This window comes from Adhaeribacter sp. (assembly GCF_057359045.1).
Genome location: NZ_JBMQUD010000117.1, coordinates 1 through 23,776, shown reverse-complemented (window position 1 = coordinate 23,776; position 23,776 = coordinate 1). Strand labels below are relative to the sequence as shown.

Here is a 23,776-nt window from a genome sequence, read left to right as displayed (position 1 = left end):
AAATACCCGGCCTTTTCGGGTCGGGCATTTCTGCTTTTCATAGTTTTATTTTGCGGTAGTTTAATTGCCGCCGGCGCGGTTTAATTCTTCTAAATTGGTATTGCGTTTCTTCATTTCAAATTTCTCGCCTTTGTTAAACCGGTAACGCAAACCCAGAATTACACTTTGCTGACCAAAATATTGATTGATGTAAGTAGTATTGCCGTTGGCATAGGTATCGGCTACAAAACGCCGGGTCCGGAAAATATCGGTAAAGTTTAGGTTCAGGTCTAGTTTGTCGTGCGCTACCGAGCGTTTCAGGCCTATGTCTACGCCCCAGTTTTCTTTTACCCGGAACAAGCCGTACACGCGCGGCCCTTGGTAACCCAGGTTTACTTCCATCCGGATTTTGCGGGGCAGCTGAATATTGCTCGTAGATTGGGCGTAAAAAGTGGCTTGCTCGTTCCGGAGCGACTGCCCATTTACCTGAACCATATAATACTGGTGGGTAAAGGTAAGATTGTTGTTAATTTCCCACTGGGGCATTACTTTAACCGGAGCCACCAGCGTAGCGCTAATATTTTCGAATTTATCGACGTTGCTTTGCCGAAAAACGGTCTTCCGGGTTTCGCTGTCCTGCTCCGGGATCTCGGCAATAAAGTCTTTTGTAAAAGCGTAGTTTACCGTTAAATTATAAATGCTGCGGATGGTTTGGGTAACCTGAAACGAATGCGTGTACTGGGGCCGTAGGTACGGGTTGCCCTGGGCGGTAGTATAGGGGTCGATGTAGAACACAAACGGGTTTAGCGACTCGTAGCGCGGCCGGCCAATGCGGCGGCTGTAATTGTAAGTAACCTGGTAATCTTTACTTACTTTCTGCGCGATAAAAACGCTGGGGAACAGGCCCAGGTAGTTCCGGTTATTTGTAGAATCTTGCGTTACCGAATAACCTTTGGCTACGGTTTGTTCGGCACGGAGGCCACCCTGCACGCTCCACTTGGGGCCAAATTGGGTACTAAAATTGGCGTAAGCCGCGTAAATATTTTCTTTGTAAATAAAATGGTTGCTTTTACCCGCATCTGGTTCCGGACGGCCATCAAAAATATGGTTAAACTTTAAATCATTATCCGACGCTACGTAGCTGGCTTTGGCACCTAATTCTACTTTGGTGGTTTTGGTAAAGGGTCTGGTATAATCTACTTTGGCCGAATAAATATTATATTGCGATGGATTCTGGTTATTAATTTGGGTAAAAAACGGTTGGCTATCAGGGGCCAGGTTTCTAAAAGAATTATAAAAATCAGTTTCCTGCGAACTCCGGAGCAGTACCCAATCCAGGTCGGCGGTTAAAGTGCTGCCCAAAGAATCAAGTTTACCCATGTAATGTACGTTAAAATTGCCGTTGTTAAATCCTCTTTTAATCAGGTTGGTGGCCTGCACCAGCGAGTCTTCGGCCAGATTGCCGTTGCGCTGGTACAAATCTGTTTTTAGTTTATTATTGCCGGTTAAGTACAGCAAATTAGCAACTATACCTATACTGTGCCTGGGGTTTATATCGTAATCGGTGCCTAAACGTAGCGCCGGAATATAACGGTAACCGTCTTCGTTGGCCTGCTGGTTAAATACGGTAGTAACGCTTTCTTTTTTAAACTGCCGGTTTAAAGTAGCCTGGCGCATGTTTACCCGGCGGGCCATATCCAGGGTCGCAAACGAGTTCCAGTTGCCTTTTTTATAATTAAGTGTACCGCCCAGCGTACCCGAATGCAAGGAATTATACTGGTAACTGCTGTACACGTTACCGTTAAAACCTGTCTGTTGGTTTTTCTTCAGGTTAATATTAATAATCCCGGCCGTACCCTCGGCATCGTATTTAGCCGAAGGATTGGTAATAATTTCCAGGTCTTTCAGGTTTTCGGCCGACATACCCTGTAACAAGGTTTGCAGCTCTTTACCCGATAAATAACTGATTTTACCGTCCAGCATTATTCTTACGCCCGCTTTGCCGTTAAGCTGAATATTGCCATCCTGGTCTACGAAAACACCCGGCGAACGGGCTAACACATCGTAAGCGGTATTACCAGCGGCTAAGGCCGTACCTTCTACGCTTACCACCATTTTATCGGGGTGGGTAACAATGGTGGGCCGGAGCGCCTTTACAGCTACTTCCTGCAATTGTTTTGTATCGGGTTTTAAAGTAAGGGTACCAAAGTCTTTCGCAAAATTGGGGCTGGTTACCGTAAAAACCGCAGTGGTATGCGTGGTGTAGCCAATAGCGCTCAGCCGTAAAAAATAAGTACCGGCGGCCGGCGCTTTAATCAGGAATTTACCGGCGGCATCGGTTACCCCGCCCGTTACTACGGTTCCGTTAGCGGCCTGCATTATCGCTACAGTACCAAAACCCAAAGCGGCACCGCTTTCATCTTTTACTCTTCCGGAAAGTAAACCTGCCTCTTGCGCCTGGCTGGTATGCACCAGGCCAATACCGAAGAAGGCGGCAAATACAAGGGTAAAAATAGTTTTCATAGCCAAAATATTTAAAAGTTAATGGTCGGTTTAGGGGCATTTTGCCTTGGCATTGGGTCTAAAAAGAGTTGTTGTTACTTCAATAACCTACTGCTGAAACAAAAGTAGTATATAGTACTATGTAAAGCAAGGTACTGTTTCAAATAAGGTATTATATATTTCTTAAAACCATTTTAAAAAGCTGGAAACGAAGAATATTTTTTTTTCAGCGGGTAGATATTTTTATAAATGCTGAAGTGCAAGTTGAGAGAATTATGTAAACGGCCGGTTCGTCGGGTACAGAAGTGTTGGTAATATTTAAAAATGACTCCACTTTGCTGGCTCGTTTAGCCAAGGAATTAACCCGGAAATGCAGCTGGCTATATTGGTAAAAGTTCTGGCGGGGTATAAAAGTAAAAACCCGGTCAACTAAAATAGTTAACCGGGTTATCGAATGGAATCTGTTTAGAATTTTAACAAATGGTAACTTAAATTAACCCCGACCGGATGGCAAATTGTACCAACTCGCCGGTGTTGCTGGTGCTGGTTTTCTGAATAATATTGGAGCGGTGGGTATTAACCGTATGAAAACTAATGCCCAACTGGTCGGCAATTAGTTTACTGCTGTAACCTTCCGAAATTAGTTTTAAAACTTCTTTTTCGCGGAGGCTTAATAATTCCTGCGGCCTTAATTCTTCGTCTAAGGAGGTGCAAACTAAACAATCGGCATCGTCGGGGGCTACTACACTAGCCGTAAGCACATCGCCCTTTTTCCAGTTACTTATATCGGTGCACACGCCCAGCAAGTGCGTAATATTGCCTTTCACATCGGTTTGCAGAATGGTATTTTGCTCCAGCAGGCGCGCATAGCTGCCATTGGCTTTTCTTAACCGGTACTCGCAATTGTACTGGTAATCGGGGCGGCGGTTATTGGGGAGCCCAATCAAATATTCCCAAACCTGGCGCAGCAAAGGCCAGAGCCGCACGCCATCGTCGGGGTGCATTAAACTTTTGGTAAAAGGCAGGCCCTCATCGGTAAAAGCCTGGGCGGGGTAGCCCCACAACTTCCGGACGTTCTCGCTCATAAACACGTACTCCCGCGTCCGGACATCCAACACATACGTTACGCAGGGTCCGGCGTGCAACACCTGCCGCAGCAAAGGGTTCGTTCGGATTATCTGCTCCAGAATATTATCGTCCTGGTCGGGTGCGTACGGCTGGTTTTGCCAAAGCCGCATTACTTTCTGGTAAGCATCTACGCCTGTTCTTGTACAATTGGGTTTAAACAAGGTTTCCATGATAAAAGCGGTTAAGGTTTACAATAGCCGGCCAGCATATCCGCTCCCGACCATGCAAAACTCACCTTTTGTTAATTGTCTCACAATGAGGCTTTACTCATTTTAGAAGTGGGTTTATAAGCTTTATAGGGAAGGGAGAATTTAAGTTATATAGATGTAAATTATCACAAACTTTATGGGAAAATTCACATAAAAACACATCTTAACAAACACAACGCACTAATTATCAATAACTTATTAAAAAACAAGTTTTATAGAAAGTTTAAGAACTATTTAATGGGTATATATCTACCGAAATAAATACATATCTTACTCAGGAAAATACAATTACATCTTCTTAAATAATAAATAAAACACTTATGGAAACCACAAAACCTACTTTAGTAAAAAGATTGGGATCATTTAGTTGGTGGATAATATTAATAGTCTTGGGCTGGACACTAGCTACTTGTAATAGAAGTACTAAAATGGAGGAGCAACCTACTAATGACCGAAACCTAAGTTCCGAAACTAACGGACAGCAGGATGAAGACAATACAATACAACAAAACGCAAAACCTAAGCCTACATTATCTCAAGAAGGTTATATCTATGAAAACGGAAGAGTACCAATTCAAAATAGAGATCTAAGATCTATGCAATATAATTTACAAATAAAAAATCCAACCGGAGTAGAGAGTTATGGGGATCTAATTTCAAGAAATTTAGCTAACAGACTAGTATTAGATTTTTATACAGAATTTTCTAGTAAAATAGAAAAATCTGTAAAAAACAATTTTAGTAAATCCTCATTTAAAAATAATTATACTGAAGAAGACCTTGAAAAAGCACAAAAACTGATTATTCAACAAATTAAAGTAGAACTTTCAAAAGAATTGGTTTATCAAATTTCATTCAGTAAGCAAGCTGTTTCAATGCTTTTGGCTCAACCAAATTGTACTGGTATAAAGGCATATTATTGTTTAGGCCCGTCCAAAACTGGATTAGATATAGACCGTAAACCTTCTATTATTCTAGTAGGGGTAACTAATAACAATCATGATATTGGTATTGATACAAAACCTACTGGTTCTAATCCTAATGCTTCTTGGCCCCGTAATATCCCTGGGAAATTACCGAGTATAATTTATATTGACAAACCCAATGATTCAATACTTTATGATAACCCGAATAAAGCTCGCCAGCCAGAAGTTGCTTTAATCTATGAAGTTGGAGGTACTGATGGTGAAAATGTTAAAACCTTTGAACATTTTGCAGAAAAAGATTCAATAAAGTAACTTATTTATAATGTTCAAGCAGGCTATGAATTTTGCATAGCCTTTTCCTACCGACTATGAGCATCTACCAAATACTTTATTTATTCTTCCTATTCTCAAGTTTTGTTATTTGCTTATATGCCTACCCCTCTTTTGAGCAGAATAAAAGCCTGAAAGTTTTTCCGGTTCTACTTAGTCTTTCTGTAGTTACAGAGTTAATTGTGAATGTGCTGCGTTATGGTTGGGGATATGCTATTTCGGATTATCAGTTTATTTATCATTTGTATATTCCATTAGAATACGCCTTATTGGCATATTTCTTTTCCTTAAATATTAGTAAACAGGTTAAAAAATTTATTCTCCTGTCGATACCCTTGTTTATAGTATTTAGCTTGCTGCTTTCGTTTCACATTATTGAGTTAAAAGATTACCCAGGTTTAAATTTTAATTTATCAGGCGTTTTATTGATAAGCTGGAGTTTGATTACGCTTTTTACGATTCAGCCCAATGCCGAAATTTCTATTTTCAGGCTACCGATATTTTGGATTTGTTTGGGATTACTGATATTTCATGCAGGAATCTTTTCCTTTAATATTATTTATGACGATTTATTACAGCAAAATCATGATTTGGCCCAAAGTTTACATCGGCTGATAATTAAATGCTTAAACTACATCCTGTATATCTGTTTTTCAATAGCATTTCTGTGCTCGATTCAGAGAAAGAAATATTCATTAGCGTTATAACCGCTACCATTTTAATGGTTGTTTTAATGGTAGCGGTTATAATGGCTATATTAAAATACCAGGCCCGTTCTAAAAAACATTTACTTGAAGTGCGCGATTTAAAGAACATTTATCAACAAGAAATTTTAAAAGCCCAACTGGAAATGCAGGAGCAAACGTTCCGGACTATTTCCCAGGAAATCCACGACAATATTGGCCAGATTTTGTCGCTGATTCGTTTGAATATTAGTACCATTAAAGCCGAAGAAAACAGCCCCAGTGAACGCAAAATAATTACGAGTAAAGAACTCCTGGATAAAGCCATTGAAGATTTACGCGACTTATCGAAAAGATTAAACACCGAATATGTAAGTCAGCAAAGTTTAGCCGATTCGTTGCGGTTTCAGTTAAACCTGATTCAGAGAACCGAATTGTACGAAACGAACCTGGAAGTACACGGACCGGAAAGGCCTCTGGAGCCCGAGAAAAAGCTGATTGTCTTTAGAATTGCCCAGGAAGCCCTGAATAATATTATTAAACACGCCGGCGCCAAAAATATATCGGTATTGCTCATGTATTTGCCCGGCAAAATAATTTTAAGCATTAAAGACGATGGCCAGGGCTTTGATGTAGACTCGGTTTATAAACCCGATGAGCCGGTAAAAGGCATTGGCGCCAATAATATGTACTACCGAGCCAATTTAATTGGGGCCGAATTTAGCCTGCAAAGTAAACCCGGCGAGGGCTGCCTGGCCCAACTTATATTACCTACCCCCTAAACTTAACCTGTATGCTACCCACCGAAACCATTAAAGTTGCACTTGTAGACGATCATAAATTATTCCGGAAAGGAATGCTAGAGTTAATTAACGATTTTAATGGGTACACGGTGCTGTGGGAAGCCGAGAACGGGAAAGAATTTATTCAGAAATTATCGCCGCAAAACTTGCCCGAAGTAGTGTTGCTGGATATTAGCATGCCGGTAATGGATGGCTACGAAACGGCCCGGTGGCTAGAGCAACGTTATCCCGAAGTAAAAATATTAGCCCTTTCGATGCACAACGACGACGAATCTATTCTGAGAATGCTACAATCGGGGGTAAATGGTTATGTACTTAAAAACGCCGACCCCGCTGAATTAGAACAAGCCCTGAAAACTTTAATCCAGAAAGGCTCTTATTATACCAACCGGGTAACCGAAATATTAATTAAAGGGCTGCACCAGCCCAAACAACCCAAAGTAGAACTTACCGACCGGGAAAAGGCATTTCTAAAATTAGCCTGCACCGAATTGCCTTACAAATCTTTTGCGCCGCTTTTAGAAGTACACCCCCGCACCGTAGAAGCCATCCGGGAAACCTTGTTCCGGAAACTGGAAGTTGTTTCGCGCGTGGGTTTGGTTATTTACGCCATTAAACACAGCATCTTTAAGATTGAGTAATAAACTGCTTTCTATCTAAAGCCGATACTTTAAACAAATACTTGCTTTGAAAAACCAATTTGCTGGTTAAGCTTAGCTTTTAAGCTTATTGAGGGTATAGCAAATAGTTTTATTAGCCAGTGGTCGGCCCGCAGCGTTAGAAATATTACCTAAGCGTAACTCATACACATAGCCCGGTTTTAGTGAGGCCAGCTTCAGCGATACTTTTTTGCCATCGCTGGATAGCTTTATCTCCGTAACCGGAATTTCCTGCACATCGAATTGTTTGGAGCCATACTCGCGGTGATATTCGTAATGGTAATGCCGGAACTGGTAATTTTTAGGGTTGGTAGCGGTAGCCGGCGCAACGGGTTGGGTAAAGGTTAAATCAAAACCTTCGGGAGTTAGGTTCATGCTGTACACATCCATGGGTGGTGTGCCGGTATAAACAATTCGTTGGATACCCATATCGCCGGCCCAGCCGTGGGCATTCTGGCCCACCCACAAACTGCCATCGGGTGCAAAAGCCAGGCGGTTATTGCCCTTGCGTAAACCTTGTTCATCCAGAAAAGGCATACAAGCCCCTTGCAGCTCCCCGCCTACCCTCTCCAGCATTACCCGTACAATGCGGCCCTGGTTCATTTCGCCCACAAATATTTGCCCGCCAAAAGGCCCGAATTTACCACCAGTAATATCGCAAAGTGGTTGGGTAGGCGAGTTGGCAATAACACCCTGCGGAAATAATACGGCGCCGGGCGTACGCATTTTATCGAGTACGGGGTAAGGTAGCCGCGAAGGATTACCCCGGTTCCAATCTTTCTGCCAGATTAAACTAGCGGGATGACCGTAAAACTTGCCTTCCTGTACGTGGTGCAGCGGGCTGGTACCAATCCAGTCGCCTTGGTTATCGGTTACGAGCAAATTGCCTTCGGCATCAAAACCTAAACCGTTCGGCGACCGCAAACCGGAGGCGTATGGACGTAACTCGCCCTGGGGCGTAAGCTGCATAATCCAGCCCCGGTAAGGCACCACCGAAAACATTCCTTTTTTAGCACTGCCCAGCGTATCTAAAGTGCCACGTAACTCCTCCCGAATGCCACCACCCGATGAACTAGAGTTAAGGGCTATGTATAAATTACCGGCTTTATCTTTTACCGGTCCGTAATTAAACTCGTGGTAGTTGCCGGTTATGCCAAAAGCATCGGTTACATTTTCGTACAAATCGGCCTGGCCATCGCCGTCTGTATCTTTCAGGCGGGTAAGTTCCGGGCGTTGCATTACCAATATTTCCGAATTACTTACCACCAGTATGCCCAAGGGGTCGTGCAGGCCCTCGGCAAATAATTTCCAGGTTTTGGTAGTGGGGTTGTAAAACATTACTTCGCCGCGGGTAAAAGAAGCTACCAAACGGCCATCGGGCATAAATTCCAAAGCCCCCACCTCGCTGGTTAAACCCGGCGGCATGGCAATGGTCTCTACGCGGTAAGCTGGCTGCGGATCTGGTTGGTTAACCAAGCGAGCTCCGCTAAGCCCCAGCAATAGCATAAAAAAAATATTTATCAAAAAGAGCTTCATAGCTTAACGTCGTCTTTGCGGGTCATGGTAATAGTAAAGGCGCGAGCCTGGCGGGGCGTCAGCCGGAGCTTACCTTGCTCCCATTTTCCGGCCGAGGCCTGGTACGTAACACCATCTTCGGGATGAATATTAAACCAGATTTTTTGCTTAACCTTGGGCAAACGAAAACTGCGGATTAAACCGGAGCCATCGGGTTTAGGCTTTATTAATTCGTACACTTCGGTGCCGTTTAGGGTATACCGGAACTCCGGGTAGCGGTCAAGCAATTTATAGCCTTTATACTGCACCACCGGCACGGTTGCTTCTTTATCTAAAGTAATCGGGAAATCTGTTTTATCGCGAAAGAAAACCGTGCCTGTAATTTTTGCTTCTGCATCGCCTTTGCCTTTCCACAGATCGGAATTATCCAGGAAACCACCCGACCAGGCGTAGCGCAGGCGGCAAGTACCGGCATCCCAGGTATAAGCCAGCTCGTGGGGTAAACAAACCGCAATGGCGGCCGGGCTGGCATCTTTAATATAAACCCGGTAAAAATAAGGCGCTACAGTTGGGTAAGGGTGCCAAGGCTGGGGAATGGTTGGGGCGTGGCCCTTGTGGCCAGTAGCTTTAGCCGATGCAGTTGGTTGCTCTTTCCGGCGGGTAGGCGGAATATTTTCGTCGGTAGAAATGGGCGGCAGCTTAGCATCGGGGCTTACGTACATGGCACCGTACATAACAAAGCCGTGCCCGGGAAAAGTACAAACGTAGGGGTAAACACCAGGCGTTTGCGGGGCTTTAAAAGTTAAGGTTTGGGTTTGGTCGGGCACTACTACCGGTATGGCCCACAAAACCTGCTCCATTTTAGGCACATAATTTATCCGGGGGCCATCTTCGCCTAACTTTAAAGCGGCATTTACTACCTCCAGGCGGGTACCGGGTTTGGTAATAAGCAAATTGTGGCTCATATCGTCGGAGTTAGAAAAAACTATTTTAACGCGAGCCCCGGGCTTTACGCCAAACCGGACTACATTAAACTGCAACCCGATTAAAGCATCCATCCGGATGGTAACAACAGAATCGGGGGTGGTTTGCGCGTGGACTGGGGAACAAAACTGCAACGCGAGTAAAAATCCGGCAAATAGTATAAAAAACTTATTCGGTTGGTAAATACGCATGTAAGAAGCAAGACATTAAGAAAAGACCAATGTACTTAATTTTAAATTCTGCAAAAAGCCGAATAAAAATTCCGGCTTCTATCTGATACCTACCGATTACAAGAGCCACGTTTGCAGGTTACAAACGTGGCTCTTGCGGGTTACTAATGGCCAGAAATTAATTGCAATTTAGGTACTGGCCACTAAGATTAATAACCGGTATTCTGGGCCAATATACCCGGAGCCGACTGGTCGATTTGCCGTTGCGGAATAGGGAAATATTTTAAATTTACATTGGGCGTAAGCGGCACCGACAAAGAAGTTTTGGTAGTATTATTATAAGAACGTTCTTCGCGGGTAAGCACCGTCATGTAACGGCCCGTCCGGACTAAATCAAACCAACGCTCATTTTCGTAAGCCAGTTCTAGTTGCCGCTCCAGTAATAATTTATCAATAAACGCATCCCGGTTCGGAATATCTGCCAAGGTATAATTTTTAGAAGCATTGCCAAAAGCCCTTGCGCGGATTTTATTTATTTGATCCAAGGCTTGCTGCGGCTGGTTTAATTCGTACAGGGCCTCGGCATATAATAAAATAATATCGGCTAAGCGTAGTACCGGCAAATCTAAGCCCGAAGACCCATAAACGTGCGGAATGGCGTATTTACTCACAAACGGATACCAGATTAACGGATCGTTGGGTTTAGTTGGCGACCGCCACATTTCGGTTATTGTAGCTGCTTTGCGGGTATCGCCTTCTTCAAACTTTTTGTGCAGGCTCCACGAAGGCAAGGCTACTTCTGCGCCCCGATCTACAATGCCGGGGGCTCCACCGTTAGGAATAAATGCTGTGGATAAGCCCTGCCCATTGGTACCTTCTAAATATTTAACTACCAAAATCAACTCCTTGTTGTCTTCGGTAGAAAGTTTAAATAAATCGGCAAAGTTTGGCTGCAGCGCGTAGTTAAACTGGGTAATAGCCTGCTCTAAATAAGTTTTGGCATTGTTCCAGTCTTTCCGGTAAACGTATACTTTTCCCAGCAAGGCTACTGCCGCGCCTTTAGAGGCCCGGCCAGGCGTAATAGCATTTTGCAACGGCAACTTATCAACGGCATCTTTTAAATCTTCTACAATTAAATTGTAGATTTCTTCTTCAGTAGCCCGCTGTACTTGTTCTGCCTCGGCAATTGAGAGAATAGTGGTTACTTTGGGCACCCCGCCAAAAACACGCACCATATCAAAATAAAACAAAGCCCTCATAAATTTGGCTTCGCCGATAAATTGCTCTTTTTGGCCAGCTTTGTAATCGGTAGGCCGCTCAATATTGGCTAAAACCGAATTGGCCCGGAAAATACCGTTAAAATTTGCTTCCCAGTAGTTACCGGCCAAATCGTTGGTCGTGGTAGGGGCCAGCACATCCAGCTCCGGCGCCCCGGCAACCGAAGTATTGGCCGACAGGTACAGGTTATCGGTTGGTACTTCGAGCAGCAGGTAATCTGTTGGCTTACGGGTTTGCATACGATTGTAAATACCCAAAACCGCCTGATCTATATCTCTGGCCGATCTAAAAAAATTAGTAGTAGTTAGTACCGACTCCGGATTAGGCTCTAACAATTCATCGTGACAAGCACCCAGGGCCAGGGTCAGGCACAACAAGCCTTTTATATATATTTTATGCTTAAACATTTCTTTTTCCTTTAATCCTTAAAAACTTACATTTACACCCAAGGTAACTACCCGGTTAATGGGCTCCGAACCGCTGTTATAGCCAGGACGGCTGTTAATTCCCCCAATCTCGCCGGCGGTATAACCTTCGGGGTTATAGCCGTGGAAACTTTTATCGGTAATAACCAAAAGATTGCTGATAGAACTATACACGCGCAAATTGCTCATGCGCAGGCGTTCGGATATACTTTTGGGCAGGGTATAGCCCAGGTTTACATTCCGGATATTCAGGTAAGAAGCGTCCTCAATATACACATCCGAGATGCCCTGGAAGTTTAACTGGCTAAGGGCTGCGGCCGGCATTTTACCATCGCCGGGTTCTGCTTCTGACCACCACTGGTTTTCTACCAAAGACCGACGCAAGGCACCTAACACATTGCCCTGATAATATTGGTTCTCAAAATTATACACTTTAGCCCCCAAAGAAGCCTGCATGGTTATGCTCATATCAAAATTGCGCCAGGCAAAATCGTTAGACATACCCAAAAACATTTTTGGTTGAAAATTACCCAGAATTACCCGGTCTTTAGAATCTATTTTATTGTCGCCGTTAATATCGGCATATTTAGGGTTACCCGGTTTAGAGCCCGCCAATACTGCTGAATTACGAATTTCCTCTGCGTTTTGCAACACACCAATAGTGCGGTAACCGTAGTACGAGAACATCGGCTCACCTAAACGCAGCAGCCAGTTCATACCAAATGAATCGTTCACGGTTCGCTCCTGCACCCCACCCAAATCTACAACTTTGTTGTAATTGCGCGACAAGTTAAAAGAGGTAGACCAGTTAAATTCGCCGGTCAGGTTTTTCGTAGTTAGTTCTACTTCAAAGCCTTTGTTGTTTACTTCTCCAATATTTGAAGTAGCGCTAACAAAGCCGGTAATAGCCGGCACCGAAACGCCGTAAAGTAAGTCGGTAGTGGTTTTGTTGTAATAATCTACTACCAAGCTCAGGCGGTTTTTAAATAAGCCCAGTTCTACCCCAATATCATAACTATTGGTTTTTTCCCAACGTAAGCGGTTGTTTTCAAGGGTGGTCTGTGCCTGCCCTTTGGCCAACTGGTTGCCGGGAGCATAATTTACGCCTACAATTCTACCTAAGTAATCAAAATCGCCAATGTTAAAATTACCGGTAGTACCGTAGCTTGCCCGTAACTTTAATTCATTAACAGCCGGAATATTTTGCATAAAGTTTTCCTGCGATACGCGCCACCCCACAGAAGCAGAAGGGAAATACCCCCATTTATTATCAGGGGCAAACCGGGAGCTTCCATCGGCACGTAACGAAGCCGATAAGAGGTATTTTTCTTTAAAGCTGTAGTTTACCCGGCTAAAATAAGAAACCAGGCCCCAACTGGATTTGAAAGTATTAGTAGGTGTTGGGTTAATAATGGCATTGTTCAGGGTTTGAATAATATCGTTGTTAAAAGAACCGGATACCGCTTCCAGGGCAGTACTGCGGGACGTATTTTGCTGGTAAGAGGCACCTAGTAAACCGCCAAAGGTGTGCACTTCCCCAATCGTTTTGGTATAGTTCAGGGTGTTTTCGTTTATTAGGTTAATGCTGCGCGAATCGCTGGCGGTACCATTGGTAGCCCCACTGTTGGTTGCATAGCTAGACTGAAAATAATCCGAAGAGTTAATTACAATATTGGTTCCTACGGATGAGCGCAGGGTTAAGCCTTCTAATAAATTTAAGCTAACAAAAGCTTCGCCTATATTATTCAGGGTATTGGCATTGTTAAAGGTACCAAAAAGAATACCGTTGGGGTTGGCCTGACCGGTTACGTTTTGGCCCCAATAATCGCGGGCTTTCGGGTAAGTACCATCAGGGTTGCGCGGCGCCACAAACGGCGGGTATTTTACCAAGCTTACCATGTCGGTGGCGGCAGCGCGGCGTTTGGCGTACGAGGGATTAATCATTACCCCCATATTTATCACTTTGTTAACTTTTACATCTAAGTTGGCGCGTACACCATACGATTTATAAGAAGCAGTTTTAACGGCTCCTTCCTCGCCATTATAGGTACCCGATACATAATACCGTACATTTTCGGTACCGCCACTGGTAGCTACGTTGTACCGTTGCATAGGTGCGGTCCGGGTTACCTCGTCTTGCCAGATAGTTTGGGGATTATCGCGCAGCAATGGATTTACCTGGTACTGAGCCGGACGCCGCGCATCGCCCCAAACGGGTAAAGTAGGATCGCCACCCGCCCAGGCCAGTTCCCGGTTCTGATATTTAACTATGTAATTGTAATATTCTTCGCCGGTGAGCCAGTCGTCGTGCAGCATGGGCGTGGCCACGCCGTAGTAGGCATTAACTTCTAACTTTGGTTTACCGGCTTTTCCTTTTTTAGTGGTTACAATAATTACCCCACCGGCAGCCCGCGAACCATAAATAGCGGCCGAAGAAGCGTCTTTCAGTACCTCAATCGATTCTACATCGTTCATGTTAATCTGTCCCAGGCTACCACCCGGAAAACCATCGATTACGACCAAAGGATCGTTACCACCACTGATAGATCCCGCACCCCGTATCCGGATAACGGGTGCCGAGCCGGGTGTGCTCCGGGCCTGGGTAATATTTACCCCGGCTAAACGGCCTACCAAAGCAGTTTCGGGCCGGCCGGCGGGCACCTGATCCAATATTTTGTTTTCTATTTTAGATACGGCGGCCGTTACCGTGCTTTTTTTCATGGTGCCGTAACCCACTACCACTACCTCTTCCAGGGCTTTGGCATCGGTTTCTAAAGCAACATTAATATTACCTGATTGGCTAACTACTACTTCCTTTGAAGTAAAGCCAATAAAAGAAAATACTAAAGTTACCGAATTCTGGGCTACTTTTAACTCAAAAGAACCATCGGCTTGGGTAGCCGTACCCGTGTTGGTACCCTTAACCAGTACCGATACCCCGGGTAAAGGCTCACCCTTGGCATCCGTTACTTTTCCGGTAATCGCTAAATCAACGGCCATTTTTTGGGTATCCCGGCCAGAACTGGCAGGTGTTTGTTTAGCTTCTTCGGGGTTGGTAGCGCGGGTAATAAATACCTGGTTGCCCAGAACCGTATAGCTTAATTTTAATGGTTGCAACAGTTGGTCGAGCACCCGCGAAAGTCTTACGTTGCGGGCATCGAGGGTAACCGGAACATTTACCTGTACAAACTCCGGACTATAAGCAAACTTAATTCCGGCTTTATCTTCCAGTTGTTTAAAGGCCGTTAAAAGAGGGCTCTCTTTTAACGTAACGGTTACTTTGGTTTCTAAAAAGTTTTGGCTGCGGCCCGGTTTGGCCAAAGCATTACCGCTAAAAAGAATTACCACCAATAGCTGGGCTAAAGTAATCCTCAGTAGTGCCTTAAAGCGGGTTTGTTGATATAATTTTCTCATTAAATTGTTCTGTTTAGGTGATTTCAGCAGAATTTAAAATCCATAAATTTTTCTTGCGATTTTATCAGATAGTTGATCACTCATGGAGAGCGGTAAAACTATTTTGTAGCGCATGTTTGGGTGGGTTTTCATCTTAAGTTTAACTTTCTGTTTTTCTCATAAGCACATTTATGTTAGCATCCTTTACCATTAATAATTATATTATTTCCTTTTTGCGTAAACCTGGCTTCTACCAACCGGCACATGGCCGTTAATGCTTGTGGCAGCGGCAAACTGGTCAGGTCGGCAGTAAGTGTACATTTCTCTAAAGGCTTCTGTGTAATTTGTATTTGCACATTGTAAGTCCGGTTTAAAACCCGGATAACTTCGCCTAAAGGGGTATTTTTAAAGATTAATCTGCCTTCTATCCAGGCGGTATATAAGTGTGGGTCTACAGTAGTTAAACTTAGCTTACCGTTGTGCTTTGTATAATTTGCTTTTTGGTTAGGCCGGAGAATAACCGGCGCATTGGTCGGGGTGGCACCGGGCTGGCCAGAAGTTTGGTTTAGTTCTACTTTACCTTCTACCAGCGTTGTCTGAATGGTTTCTTCCTGGGGGTAAGCCTTAAGGTTAAAACTGGTCCCCAATACCTTAACCTGCAAACCCGCGGTATTTACCACAAAGGCTTTTTCTTTATTTTTTACTACTTTAAAAAAAGCTTCGCCCTGTAAATGTACCTGGCGCTGGGCCTGCCCGGCAAAGGTAACGGGGTAACGCAAAGAGCTGCCGGCATTTAAAATTACCTCCGTGCCATCGGCTAACAGAATGGTTGCCCGCTTACCCAAAGGAGTTTCATATTTTTTAAACGTAACGGGCGTATTTTGGTAGTTTGCTTTTAACAGCAGGTAATAGCCTAAACTCAGGGCTAATACTACCAACACCAAACTGGCCGCTAAACGCCGGGTACGGTTAAACCAACTAATTGGAACATTGGAAGCAGTTGGATAAAGAGGCAAAACCAAAGCATCTGTTTCTGGTTGCGCTGTTGTAATGGCGCTGTCAATTTTGTCCCAAACCTCTTTTTCGGCAGTTTCGGTTGGGTTAGCCGGTTGGTGCTTAACCAGCAATATTATTTGCCGGGCTTTTTCCAAATCGGCAGCTCTTTCCGGATGTCTGTTTCTCCAGGCAGTCCAGAATTGCTGGTGCGCCGGCGTAGGATTTAACACCCACTGAATGAAATAATCATTAGCGAGTAAATCCTCAAAATTTAAGTTACCCTGAGACATAGCCCGTTATTTGCCCTGTTTACACCTATAAGGAGCAAACCCATAAAATCTTAGTGATTTTGCTTAAAATTTATTTAAATTTAGTATTTAGGCAATAAAATAGAGCCAAACATAATAAATAAGCAATAAAAAACCAGATTTGTTATTAAATTTTAAGCTACTTTTAAAGAATGGAATTTTACAAGAAGGGTATAACCACAACTAATAATTAATGCCAGCTTGATTAGCTTACCAGGGTACCAGACTTTAGAAGCCCAGTAAAGAAAGGAAAATACACAAGTACGCATACTGCCCGAGTTTCTTTTTTAACTCTTCGGTTGCTTGCGAAAGTAACACGTAAGCCGAGTTGATATGCAAACCCATAATGGCAGAGACCTCGGGGTAACCCAGGTTTTCGTAAAACCGCAAAAATATTATTTCGCGTTGCCGTTTGGTTAAGCTGTTAATGGCCGCTAATAATTTTTCTTTTTGTTCGGTGCTTATTTGTTCCAGAATAAGGCTGGTTTCGTGCGGAGCCTGGAACTCAAACGACAGAAAACGGGCTTCATCGGTCGAAAGTTTTTCTTTACTAACAGCTGTAAGTTCATAAACCAGTTTGCGGCGCAATGAGGTAAATAAATACGGCCGGATAGCATCTGTTTCACCTAAGCCTTCCCGGTTTTTCCAGAGATCAATAAATAAATCCTGAATACAATCTTTTACCAGTTCTTCGCTCTTGCAAATTTTACGGCCGTAATTGTACAGGGCTGCAAAATGTTTTTGGTAAATAACCGATAAAGCCTGCCGCTCGCCATTCTTAAACGCCTGCCATAGCTGTAAATCATCGGAATAATTTCCGGAAACAGAAGTAAAAAATGGGCCTGCTTTACTGGTCAGACCAGTATCCATTGTCAATTCTGATGTTAGCAAGGGGGCAATGGCCATTACTTCTTAGGTTTAAACAGAAACGGCTACTTTTTAGCTTTCTGTTAGGTAATTGGTAAAAAGCAAGCTAAACTAAAATAAGCATTAAGAGAAACCCTAGCTGCCCGGAAACTTTTGTTTAAAGCTTAATAATAAGCAATATATTATTTTTATTTAAGGCAGACAAAAGGAAAATATTCGTTCTATTTTACTACCCTGGCCAAAAGCCATTAAGCTAGTGCACAAATCAGGTCTGGTGGGCAAAAGAATAGGTTTATAACTGGTTATAACTTAATTAAAATATTACAACAAAATTTTTACACCCCAAGTTAGGCCGGCTTACCCAAGCCTTATGCAAGCATATTTTAGAACAAATAGCTAGCACCTAAATGTAATAACTATGTTTGCCAGATATGTTACCCAATAGCTATGTTAGATAAGACCGCGGGCTTTAAATTCTAAATATTTGTTCAGGGTATTTACGGTTAGTTGGTCGGGCGGTGTTAAAATGGCCTGAATGCCGTGTCGGTTAAATTCTTTAACCAGTTGTCTTTTTTCGTAAGCAAATTTTTCGGCAATAGCTTTGGTATAAATATCTTCGGTGTTTTTAGCGGGCTCCTGTAAAAGCTGGCGGGTTTCGGTGTTTTCGAAAAATACAATTAAAAGCAAATGGTGCCGCGCCAACTGACGCAGGTAAGGTAATTGTCTTTGGGCGCCAGCCAACGTTTCGAAATTAGTAAACAAAATAATCAGGCTCCGCTGCTTTATTTTACTCCGGATGGTGGCAAACAACCGCTGAAAATCTGATTCTAAAAACCGGGTTTTCTGGTTATACAATACATCCAGGATTTTTTGCATTTGCATGCCCCGGCGCTCGGCTGGCAAAATAGTACCTATGGCATCAGAAAAGGTAATTACGCCGGCTTTGTCTTCTTTTTTAAGCGCTATATTGGCCAGTACCAGCGTGGCATTTATGGCGTAATCTAAAAGGCTGAGACCCTCAAAAGGCATTTGCATAACCCGGCCTTTGTCTATTACCAAATATACGGGCTGCGATTTTTCGGCCTGGTAGCTGTTTACCATTAAATCGCCTTTGCGGGCCGTAGCCCGCCAGTTTAAGGTGCGTTGGTCGTCGCCGGGTACGTAAGCCCGTATTTGCTCAAACTCGGCGCTATGCCCTACCTGCCGGATGCGTTTAACTCCCAGTTGCGCTAATTGGTTAGTAGCAGCCATTATTTCATACTGCCGCATCTGAATAAAAGAAGGGTATACCGGCACATTTTGATTTTGGGCAAACTGGTACCGCTTTTTCACAAAGCCAAACGGCCCGTAAACAAACACGTTAATAGCACCAAATACGTAAACACCCCGCGTTACCGGTCGCAGTTCGTACTGAATAATTTTGGTTTCGCCGGCGGGCACCGGCACCCGAAATAGATTATCACGCTTCTGAAACTGAAAGGGCAGCTCGTCGATAACTTCGGTATTTATTTTAAACGGATAGCGGTTTTCGAGGTAAATAAATATTGGATTCGGGCTGCCATTTGATAATTTTTCGGCCAGGTGCCGCTGGGCAAAAACGCCTTTCTGCCGGATAAAAATAACGGCCGCATCTAACAGCAACATGGCTGTAAATATTAAAAAAGCCATTTTAACCGCCAGCAAAATGGCCGGAAAGAAAAACGCGAGCACAAATAAAACGACCGCTCCCGCTACAACATAAAAGAAAAACCGCGAAAAGTATAAACTTCGGATAAACTGCACAGGGAATAAGTAGTACGTTTTAAGTGGTAAGTTTTAAGTATTAAGTTGTAAGTAATAAATGGCCAAATTGGTTACTTACAAAGAACTAAGCTTTTACTGTATAATTTAAGTTAATCAGATATGAGCTTATAATACCTTATTAAACCGAGATTGTGCTTCAAAATAAAAAAAACAATCAACCCGGCTGATCTAAAATAATCTTATCTGCTACCTGCCGGTTATATTCTTCTAAATGACCAGAAGTCCTTTTCTGTATATGAATTGGAGAACCATCATCTCAGAATTATTTCTAATTCATAATTTCTAATTCATAATTCTTACCGGGGTACTTCTATTTTCTGGATAATTTGCTTGATAACCTCATCGGGAGTGGTACCTTCCATTTCCTTTTCGGGGGTTAGCAATATCCGGTGTCGCAACACTGCCGGCGCCAGTTCCTGAATATCGGTGGGCGTTACAAAACCGCGGTTTCGGATGGCTGCCAAGGCTTTGGCACTGTTAAGCAAAGCCAGCGAAGCACGCGGCGAAGCGCCTAAATACAAAAATTTATTTGCCCGCGTTTGTACCACCAGTTGGGCAATATATTCCATTACGTTGGCATCTACGTGTACGCTTTTTACCTGCCGGCGCAGTTCGGTTATTTTAGCGGCGGTAAGCACCGGCTTTATATTTTCGAGTTCTTCGGCCAAAGATTTCTGGGTATGGTGCACCGCCAGAATGGCAATTTCTTCGGCCAGGCTAGGGTATTCTACTAATATTTTAAACATAAACCGGTCGAGCTGAGCTTCGGGTAGCCGGTAGGTTCCCTCCTGCTCAATTGGGTTTTGCGTAGCCAATACCACAAAAGGCGCTTCTAGCGGGTAAACCTTGCCGTCGTGGGTAATATGCTGCTCTTCCATTACCTCAAACAACAACGACTGGGTTTTGGCCGGGGCGCGGTTTATTTCGTCGATTAAAACAATATTAGAGAAAATAGGGCCGGGTTTAAACTCAAAAGTGGCCGAACCAGGATGAAACACCGAAGTACCCAACACATCGGAAGGCATTAAGTCGGGCGTAAACTGGATGCGGCTAAACCCAACGGCTACTGTACGGGCTATCAATTTAGCGGTTAAGGTTTTGGCAATTCCCGGCACGCCTTCTATTAACACGTGGCCATCGGCGAGTAAAGCAACCAGCAATAAATCAATCAGTGGCTCCTGCCCCACAATAACTTTATGCAGTTCGGCTTTAATTTCCGTTACCGCCGCTTGCAATTCCGAAAAATCGGTTTGGGTATTCAGGCCCAATATTGTTTCTTCCATGTTATACGATTGGCACTAGGCATGGGCCTGCGCGTAAAAATTTTCGAGGTTTGTATTTAAATCCCACAGTTGGGCTTCGGTAATACTGCTGCTGGCTTTTACCGTTTGGATAGACGTAAATAATTCTATTACCTGGGTTAAGGCCATGCCCGATTTAGCCGCTACTCTTTCTTCCAGTTCGCGGTCTATTTGGGTGGGCGTGGCTTCGTGGTAATGCAAACGCAGGTACTCCCAAAAGTAGTTTATCTTTTTATCGGCAATAATTAAATGGCTTTTGTAGTTGAAGTACAAGTTACCCACCACCTGCACAAACTCTAAGGTAGTATTTTTCGGTTTTTCGAGTACCGGAATAATGCGCTGCGTACGTTTACTCTCGAAAAGTAAAAACACCAGCAAGCCCGCTAAAGTAAGATAATAAGCCCACCGCAGGGGTTCATGCGCCATTAAAACCCGGAAAACCGAATCGTCCTGGGCGCGGCCTTGTTTCTGGTATTCGTCCCAGAAAACAGTTTGAACCGGCAAATGCGACAAGGCCAAAGCCGCGTAATTGGCCCCGCCGTTGGAAATAACGTGGTAATTGCTAAAAGCCAGCGGCACGGTATTTAAATAAAAATTACCCGCTCCAAACGGTATCCGCACAAAATTAGGCTCACCGGTGGCTGTTTTACCCAGTATGGTTACGTTGCCCGTGGGTAAACTATCCAAATAGAAAGTAACATTTTGCCGGGCGTAGCGGGCTAGTTTTTTCCTTTTTAAAGCCGGATGGGTAAAAACCAGCGCCACAGAATCGGTGGTTGGTTTCCGGGTTATATTCGTATCGAAATGCAAAGTATCCTGGAGGGCATCGGCAAACAGGTGGGCACTGATAAATACATTATTTCCAAAGTTTACATATTCCAGCAGGGCCGTTAAATCCAAAGAATCAAGTTCAAACTTTTTATTGATGAACAGGTAATTACTGGCTTCTACTTCATCGGGCTCCTCTATAGAATTTGCGATGGGCTGCCGCACCGGAATAATATCGGCCTGGTTAAAAATACCCGGCAGCAACTCATATAAAACGTAGGTACCGTAAGGAATTTTATCTTTGTTGGCAAAGGTTTGGTCCCAGTTAATGGGCTGCGGGCGGTTATATTCTACAAAAACCAGAAAGCCGAACAACAGACCCAGCAGTATTAAATATTTGCGGTACCCGTTCATGGCCGTACGTTTATAGTGTGGTGTAAACCTTGTAAGGTTGCCCGGATATTTTTAAAATCAGACTCGGGTAAGTTAGCGCCGCCGTACCATACATATTCAAAAAGTTGGGTTATTTGCCCAAAGGCGTGCCGGATGTGCGGGGCTTTAATTTCGGACAAGTAGCTCTGGTTGGTTTTAGCGGGACTCCAGGAGATTAAATCTTTATCGCTGAGGCTTTTTAAAATACTTAAATAATGCAACCGTACAGCACGTCGGTAATCGCCCTGGTTTTCAGCTTCGGCTATTAACGCATTAAAATTTATTTCATGAATATTTTCGGCATGCAGGGTGTACGGCAAGGGCACCGTGGCGGCTTGCCGACCAAAAAGTTTAATTAAATCTACGCGTAAAACTTGCAACACAGCGTATACACCAATGGCCATGGCCATAACGTAAAACACGTATTTCCCGAAACCATTGTAAGCCTTGGCACTGGTAACCCGGCTTAACAATTGCCTTATTTTAAACCAGAATCTTTGCCAGAAGGTACGCCCGGGCCGCACATCCTGGGCATATTTAAATTCACGGGCTGTACGTAAATCTTTTAACTTCTGGTAGTCGGGGTAGCGAATGTGCAATTTTTCGGTGGGAGTATCAAGGGGTTTAACCTGGGCCAGAGCAACATTATGCGGCTCGGCCAACGCCAATACAAAAAAGCTAAAAAGCGCCCACCACAGATACTTTAACCTTTTACGCATCCTGGTCATCGGCCACTACGCTTTCCGGGTTTTGCCCGATTAAATTAACTTTCTCCATCAGGCCAACACCATCTTTAATTTCGACAAGGTGAAAATATTGAAAAGCAATGGCGGTAATGGTAATAACGTAAAACAAGATGCTGGCTACCGTAGCAAACGTATTTACCGCCACAATTACCAGGCTGTTATCGGCCAGTGGCAACTTAAAAGCCGTGAATATTTTAAGTAAAAAAGCCGGTAGGTAAGCGATTAAACTAACCATTAGCTGTATCAGGCCCGCCATTAAAAGCAAGCCAAACGTAGCCCACCAATTATCTTTAATCAAATACAAAGACCGCTCTACGGCTTCAATTAAACCTAAATCTTCGCGCAGCATTATTAGTATAAACATAGATAAGGCTACTGATAAATAAATACCCGGAATAAACAACAATACGTAACCCAGCACACACAAAAGCAACACCCCTACCGACGCATAAAAAGTGTTCAGGAAATTACTTTTTATCATTTCCCAAACGGCTTTTATTTCTACCTGTCCCCGGTTATCCATGTAAATAACCAGGTAAGCATACACCGTAAGGCTGATTAAGATAAAACAGAGATAAATAAAGAACAGGCTGATAAGGTAATTAAGCGAGGTAATATTCTGAAAAAAACCGTATTCGCCCCAGGGCCGGTAATACAGTTGCCCGGAAGCTGCTAACCTTAAACGGCTTTCGTAAATTCCGTTAAAAATGCCGGCCAGTAAAGCAAAAGGCACCACAAAGTACAATAAGCAAAGAAAAAGCTTTTTAAAATTCTGACGGATAAAACCAAAAGTAACATTTAGTTTTTGGCTAAAATTACGCTCTTCCCGGAAATTTATTAATTCGTTAGTGGGCATCCGACTTGCTGGCATTCTGCTGGTAAGGGTAATATATAAAATAATAAAGAATAAATAAAGCCGACAGCCCAATTATAGAAATACTTAGCGCCAGCGGCATTTGGGTATGGCGGGTAACAAAGCTTTCTAAAAAACCGGCCGTAATAAATATGGGCACCAACCCCAATACCATTTTTAAACCTTGTCGGGCACCGCGCTGAAAAGACGCCAGGCGCGAATAGGTTTTTGGAAACAAAAAGCTGTTGCCCATTACAAAACCAGCTCCGCCCGCAATAATAATGGCCGAAATTTCGAGGGTACCATGAATCCAGACGGAAAGGACCGAAGTTAAAAGCAGACCCTGTTTATAGAAGAAAAATTGAAAAGCGCCCAGCATAATGCCGTTTTGGAGTAAAATCCAGAAGGTACCCACCGAGAACAAAATGCCCGCCACAAAAGCCAGGAACGAAACTCTAATATTATTGGTAGTAATGGTCAGAAACATTTCGGCTTCGCCGGCTTGTTTGTAAACCGCCATGGGATCGCCGTTCCGGATGTTAGCCAGCGTTTTGTTTACGTACGCATCGCCCAAAATTAAACGCACAAACGTATCGTCGTAAGCGGCCGAAACTGCCCCGATAAAACAGGCGGCACTAAAAGCGAATCCTATCCGGTGCCACCCATGCCCGATGCGCGGCCGCAGGATCTGGGGGGCATCGCGGTGCCAATGAAGCTG

At 43.8% G+C, this 23,776-nt stretch carries 17 protein-coding genes; 3 read left to right on the top strand and 14 right to left on the bottom strand.

What is annotated here, in order from left to right; genetic code table 11:
• Positions 1-60: 60 nt before the first annotated feature.
• Positions 61-2,502: a TonB-dependent receptor domain-containing protein gene (locus tag ACO1R6_RS17490; protein ID WP_486266312.1), complete on the bottom strand. Its 2,442-nt coding sequence runs from the start codon at positions 2,500-2,502 to the stop codon at positions 61-63.
• 467 nt (positions 2,503-2,969) lie between these two features.
• Positions 2,970-3,779 (bottom strand): LuxR C-terminal-related transcriptional regulator, encoded by an 810-nt coding sequence (locus ACO1R6_RS17485; protein ID WP_486266311.1) that lies wholly within the window; start codon positions 3,777-3,779, stop codon positions 2,970-2,972.
• Between the two features lie 359 nt (positions 3,780-4,138).
• Here ACO1R6_RS17485 and ACO1R6_RS17480 point away from each other — a divergent pair, with 359 nt between their 5' ends.
• The 3 genes from ACO1R6_RS17480 (at position 4,139) to ACO1R6_RS17470 (ending at position 7,201) form a co-directional block, all read left to right on the top strand.
• Positions 4,139-5,056, top strand: a complete 918-nt coding sequence (locus ACO1R6_RS17480; protein WP_486266310.1) for a hypothetical protein — start codon at positions 4,139-4,141, stop codon at positions 5,054-5,056.
• Between the two features lie 685 nt (positions 5,057-5,741).
• Positions 5,742-6,539: a sensor histidine kinase gene (locus tag ACO1R6_RS17475; RefSeq protein WP_486266309.1), complete on the top strand. Its 798-nt coding sequence runs from the start codon at positions 5,742-5,744 to the stop codon at positions 6,537-6,539.
• An 11-nt stretch (positions 6,540-6,550) separates the two neighbouring features.
• Positions 6,551-7,201, top strand: a complete 651-nt coding sequence (locus tag ACO1R6_RS17470; RefSeq protein ID WP_486266308.1) for a response regulator — start codon at positions 6,551-6,553, stop codon at positions 7,199-7,201.
• Between the two features lie 72 nt (positions 7,202-7,273).
• Here ACO1R6_RS17470 and ACO1R6_RS17465 read toward each other — a convergent pair whose 3' ends face one another.
• The 12 genes from ACO1R6_RS17465 to ACO1R6_RS17410 form a co-directional block, all read right to left on the bottom strand.
• Entirely contained in the window at positions 7,274-8,755 is a 1,482-nt protein-coding gene (locus tag ACO1R6_RS17465) for a PQQ-dependent sugar dehydrogenase (protein ID WP_486266307.1), read from the bottom strand.
• Positions 8,752-9,909: a plastocyanin/azurin family copper-binding protein gene (locus tag ACO1R6_RS17460; protein WP_486266306.1), complete on the bottom strand. Its 1,158-nt coding sequence runs from the start codon at positions 9,907-9,909 to the stop codon at positions 8,752-8,754. The genes ACO1R6_RS17465 and ACO1R6_RS17460 overlap by 4 nt, the downstream gene beginning before the upstream one ends.
• A 188-nt stretch (positions 9,910-10,097) precedes the next feature.
• Positions 10,098-11,573 (bottom strand): RagB/SusD family nutrient uptake outer membrane protein, encoded by a 1,476-nt coding sequence (locus tag ACO1R6_RS17455; protein WP_486266305.1) that lies wholly within the window; start codon positions 11,571-11,573, stop codon positions 10,098-10,100.
• An 18-nt stretch (positions 11,574-11,591) separates the two neighbouring features.
• Positions 11,592-15,005: a TonB-dependent receptor gene (locus ACO1R6_RS17450; RefSeq protein WP_486266303.1), complete on the bottom strand. Its 3,414-nt coding sequence runs from the start codon at positions 15,003-15,005 to the stop codon at positions 11,592-11,594.
• Between the two features lie 173 nt (positions 15,006-15,178).
• Positions 15,179-16,270: a FecR family protein gene (locus ACO1R6_RS17445; RefSeq protein WP_486266302.1), complete on the bottom strand. Its 1,092-nt coding sequence runs from the start codon at positions 16,268-16,270 to the stop codon at positions 15,179-15,181.
• Positions 16,271-16,516: 246 nt separating this feature from the next.
• A complete protein-coding gene (locus ACO1R6_RS17440; RefSeq protein ID WP_486266300.1) occupies positions 16,517-17,194 on the bottom strand; it encodes an RNA polymerase sigma factor in 678 nt (225 codons plus the stop codon).
• Positions 17,195-17,605: 411 nt separating this feature from the next.
• Positions 17,606-18,937 carry a DUF58 domain-containing protein gene (locus tag ACO1R6_RS17435; RefSeq protein WP_486266299.1) on the bottom strand — a complete coding sequence of 444 codons (1,332 nt, stop codon included), beginning with the start codon at positions 18,935-18,937 and terminating at the stop codon, positions 17,606-17,608.
• Between the two features lie 317 nt (positions 18,938-19,254).
• Positions 19,255-20,241 (bottom strand): AAA family ATPase, encoded by a 987-nt coding sequence (locus ACO1R6_RS17430; RefSeq protein WP_486266298.1) that lies wholly within the window; start codon positions 20,239-20,241, stop codon positions 19,255-19,257.
• Positions 20,242-20,256: 15 nt separating this feature from the next.
• Complete coding sequence (locus ACO1R6_RS17425; RefSeq protein WP_486266297.1) at positions 20,257-21,441, bottom strand: DUF4350 domain-containing protein; 1,185 nt, start codon at positions 21,439-21,441, stop codon at positions 20,257-20,259.
• Positions 21,438-22,178: a DUF4129 domain-containing protein gene (locus tag ACO1R6_RS17420; RefSeq protein ID WP_486266296.1), complete on the bottom strand. Its 741-nt coding sequence runs from the start codon at positions 22,176-22,178 to the stop codon at positions 21,438-21,440. The genes ACO1R6_RS17425 and ACO1R6_RS17420 overlap by 4 nt, the downstream gene beginning before the upstream one ends.
• Positions 22,171-23,076: a hypothetical protein gene (locus tag ACO1R6_RS17415; RefSeq protein ID WP_486266295.1), complete on the bottom strand. Its 906-nt coding sequence runs from the start codon at positions 23,074-23,076 to the stop codon at positions 22,171-22,173. Before ACO1R6_RS17415 ends, ACO1R6_RS17420 begins: the two co-directional genes overlap by 8 nt.
• A partial coding sequence (locus ACO1R6_RS17410) for a stage II sporulation protein M (RefSeq protein WP_486266294.1) occupies positions 23,051-23,776 on the bottom strand: 726 nt, incomplete at its 5' end. The genes ACO1R6_RS17415 and ACO1R6_RS17410, both read right to left, overlap by 26 nt.

Coding starts and splice junctions, on each gene's coding strand:
- ACO1R6_RS17490 (WP_486266312.1), bottom strand. CDS start 2,502: ATGAAAACTATTTTTACCCTTGTATTTGCCGCCTTCTTCGGTATTGGC.
- ACO1R6_RS17430 (WP_486266298.1), bottom strand. CDS start 20,241: ATGGAAGAAACAATATTGGGCCTGAATACCCAAACCGATTTTTCGGAA.
- ACO1R6_RS17450 (WP_486266303.1), bottom strand. CDS start 15,005: ATGAGAAAATTATATCAACAAACCCGCTTTAAGGCACTACTGAGGATT.
- ACO1R6_RS17465 (WP_486266307.1), bottom strand. CDS start 8,755: ATGAAGCTCTTTTTGATAAATATTTTTTTTATGCTATTGCTGGGGCTT.
- ACO1R6_RS17485 (WP_486266311.1), bottom strand. CDS start 3,779: ATGGAAACCTTGTTTAAACCCAATTGTACAAGAACAGGCGTAGATGCT.
- ACO1R6_RS17455 (WP_486266305.1), bottom strand. CDS start 11,573: ATGTTTAAGCATAAAATATATATAAAAGGCTTGTTGTGCCTGACCCTG.
- ACO1R6_RS17425 (WP_486266297.1), bottom strand. CDS start 21,441: ATGAACGGGTACCGCAAATATTTAATACTGCTGGGTCTGTTGTTCGGC.
- ACO1R6_RS17460 (WP_486266306.1), bottom strand. CDS start 9,909: ATGCGTATTTACCAACCGAATAAGTTTTTTATACTATTTGCCGGATTT.
- ACO1R6_RS17420 (WP_486266296.1), bottom strand. CDS start 22,178: ATGCGTAAAAGGTTAAAGTATCTGTGGTGGGCGCTTTTTAGCTTTTTT.
- ACO1R6_RS17480 (WP_486266310.1), top strand. CDS start 4,139: ATGGAAACCACAAAACCTACTTTAGTAAAAAGATTGGGATCATTTAGT.
- ACO1R6_RS17445 (WP_486266302.1), bottom strand. CDS start 16,270: ATGTCTCAGGGTAACTTAAATTTTGAGGATTTACTCGCTAATGATTAT.
- ACO1R6_RS17440 (WP_486266300.1), bottom strand. CDS start 17,194: ATGGCCATTGCCCCCTTGCTAACATCAGAATTGACAATGGATACTGGT.
- ACO1R6_RS17415 (WP_486266295.1), bottom strand. CDS start 23,076: ATGCCAGCAAGTCGGATGCCCACTAACGAATTAATAAATTTCCGGGAA.
- ACO1R6_RS17470 (WP_486266308.1), top strand. CDS start 6,551: ATGCTACCCACCGAAACCATTAAAGTTGCACTTGTAGACGATCATAAA.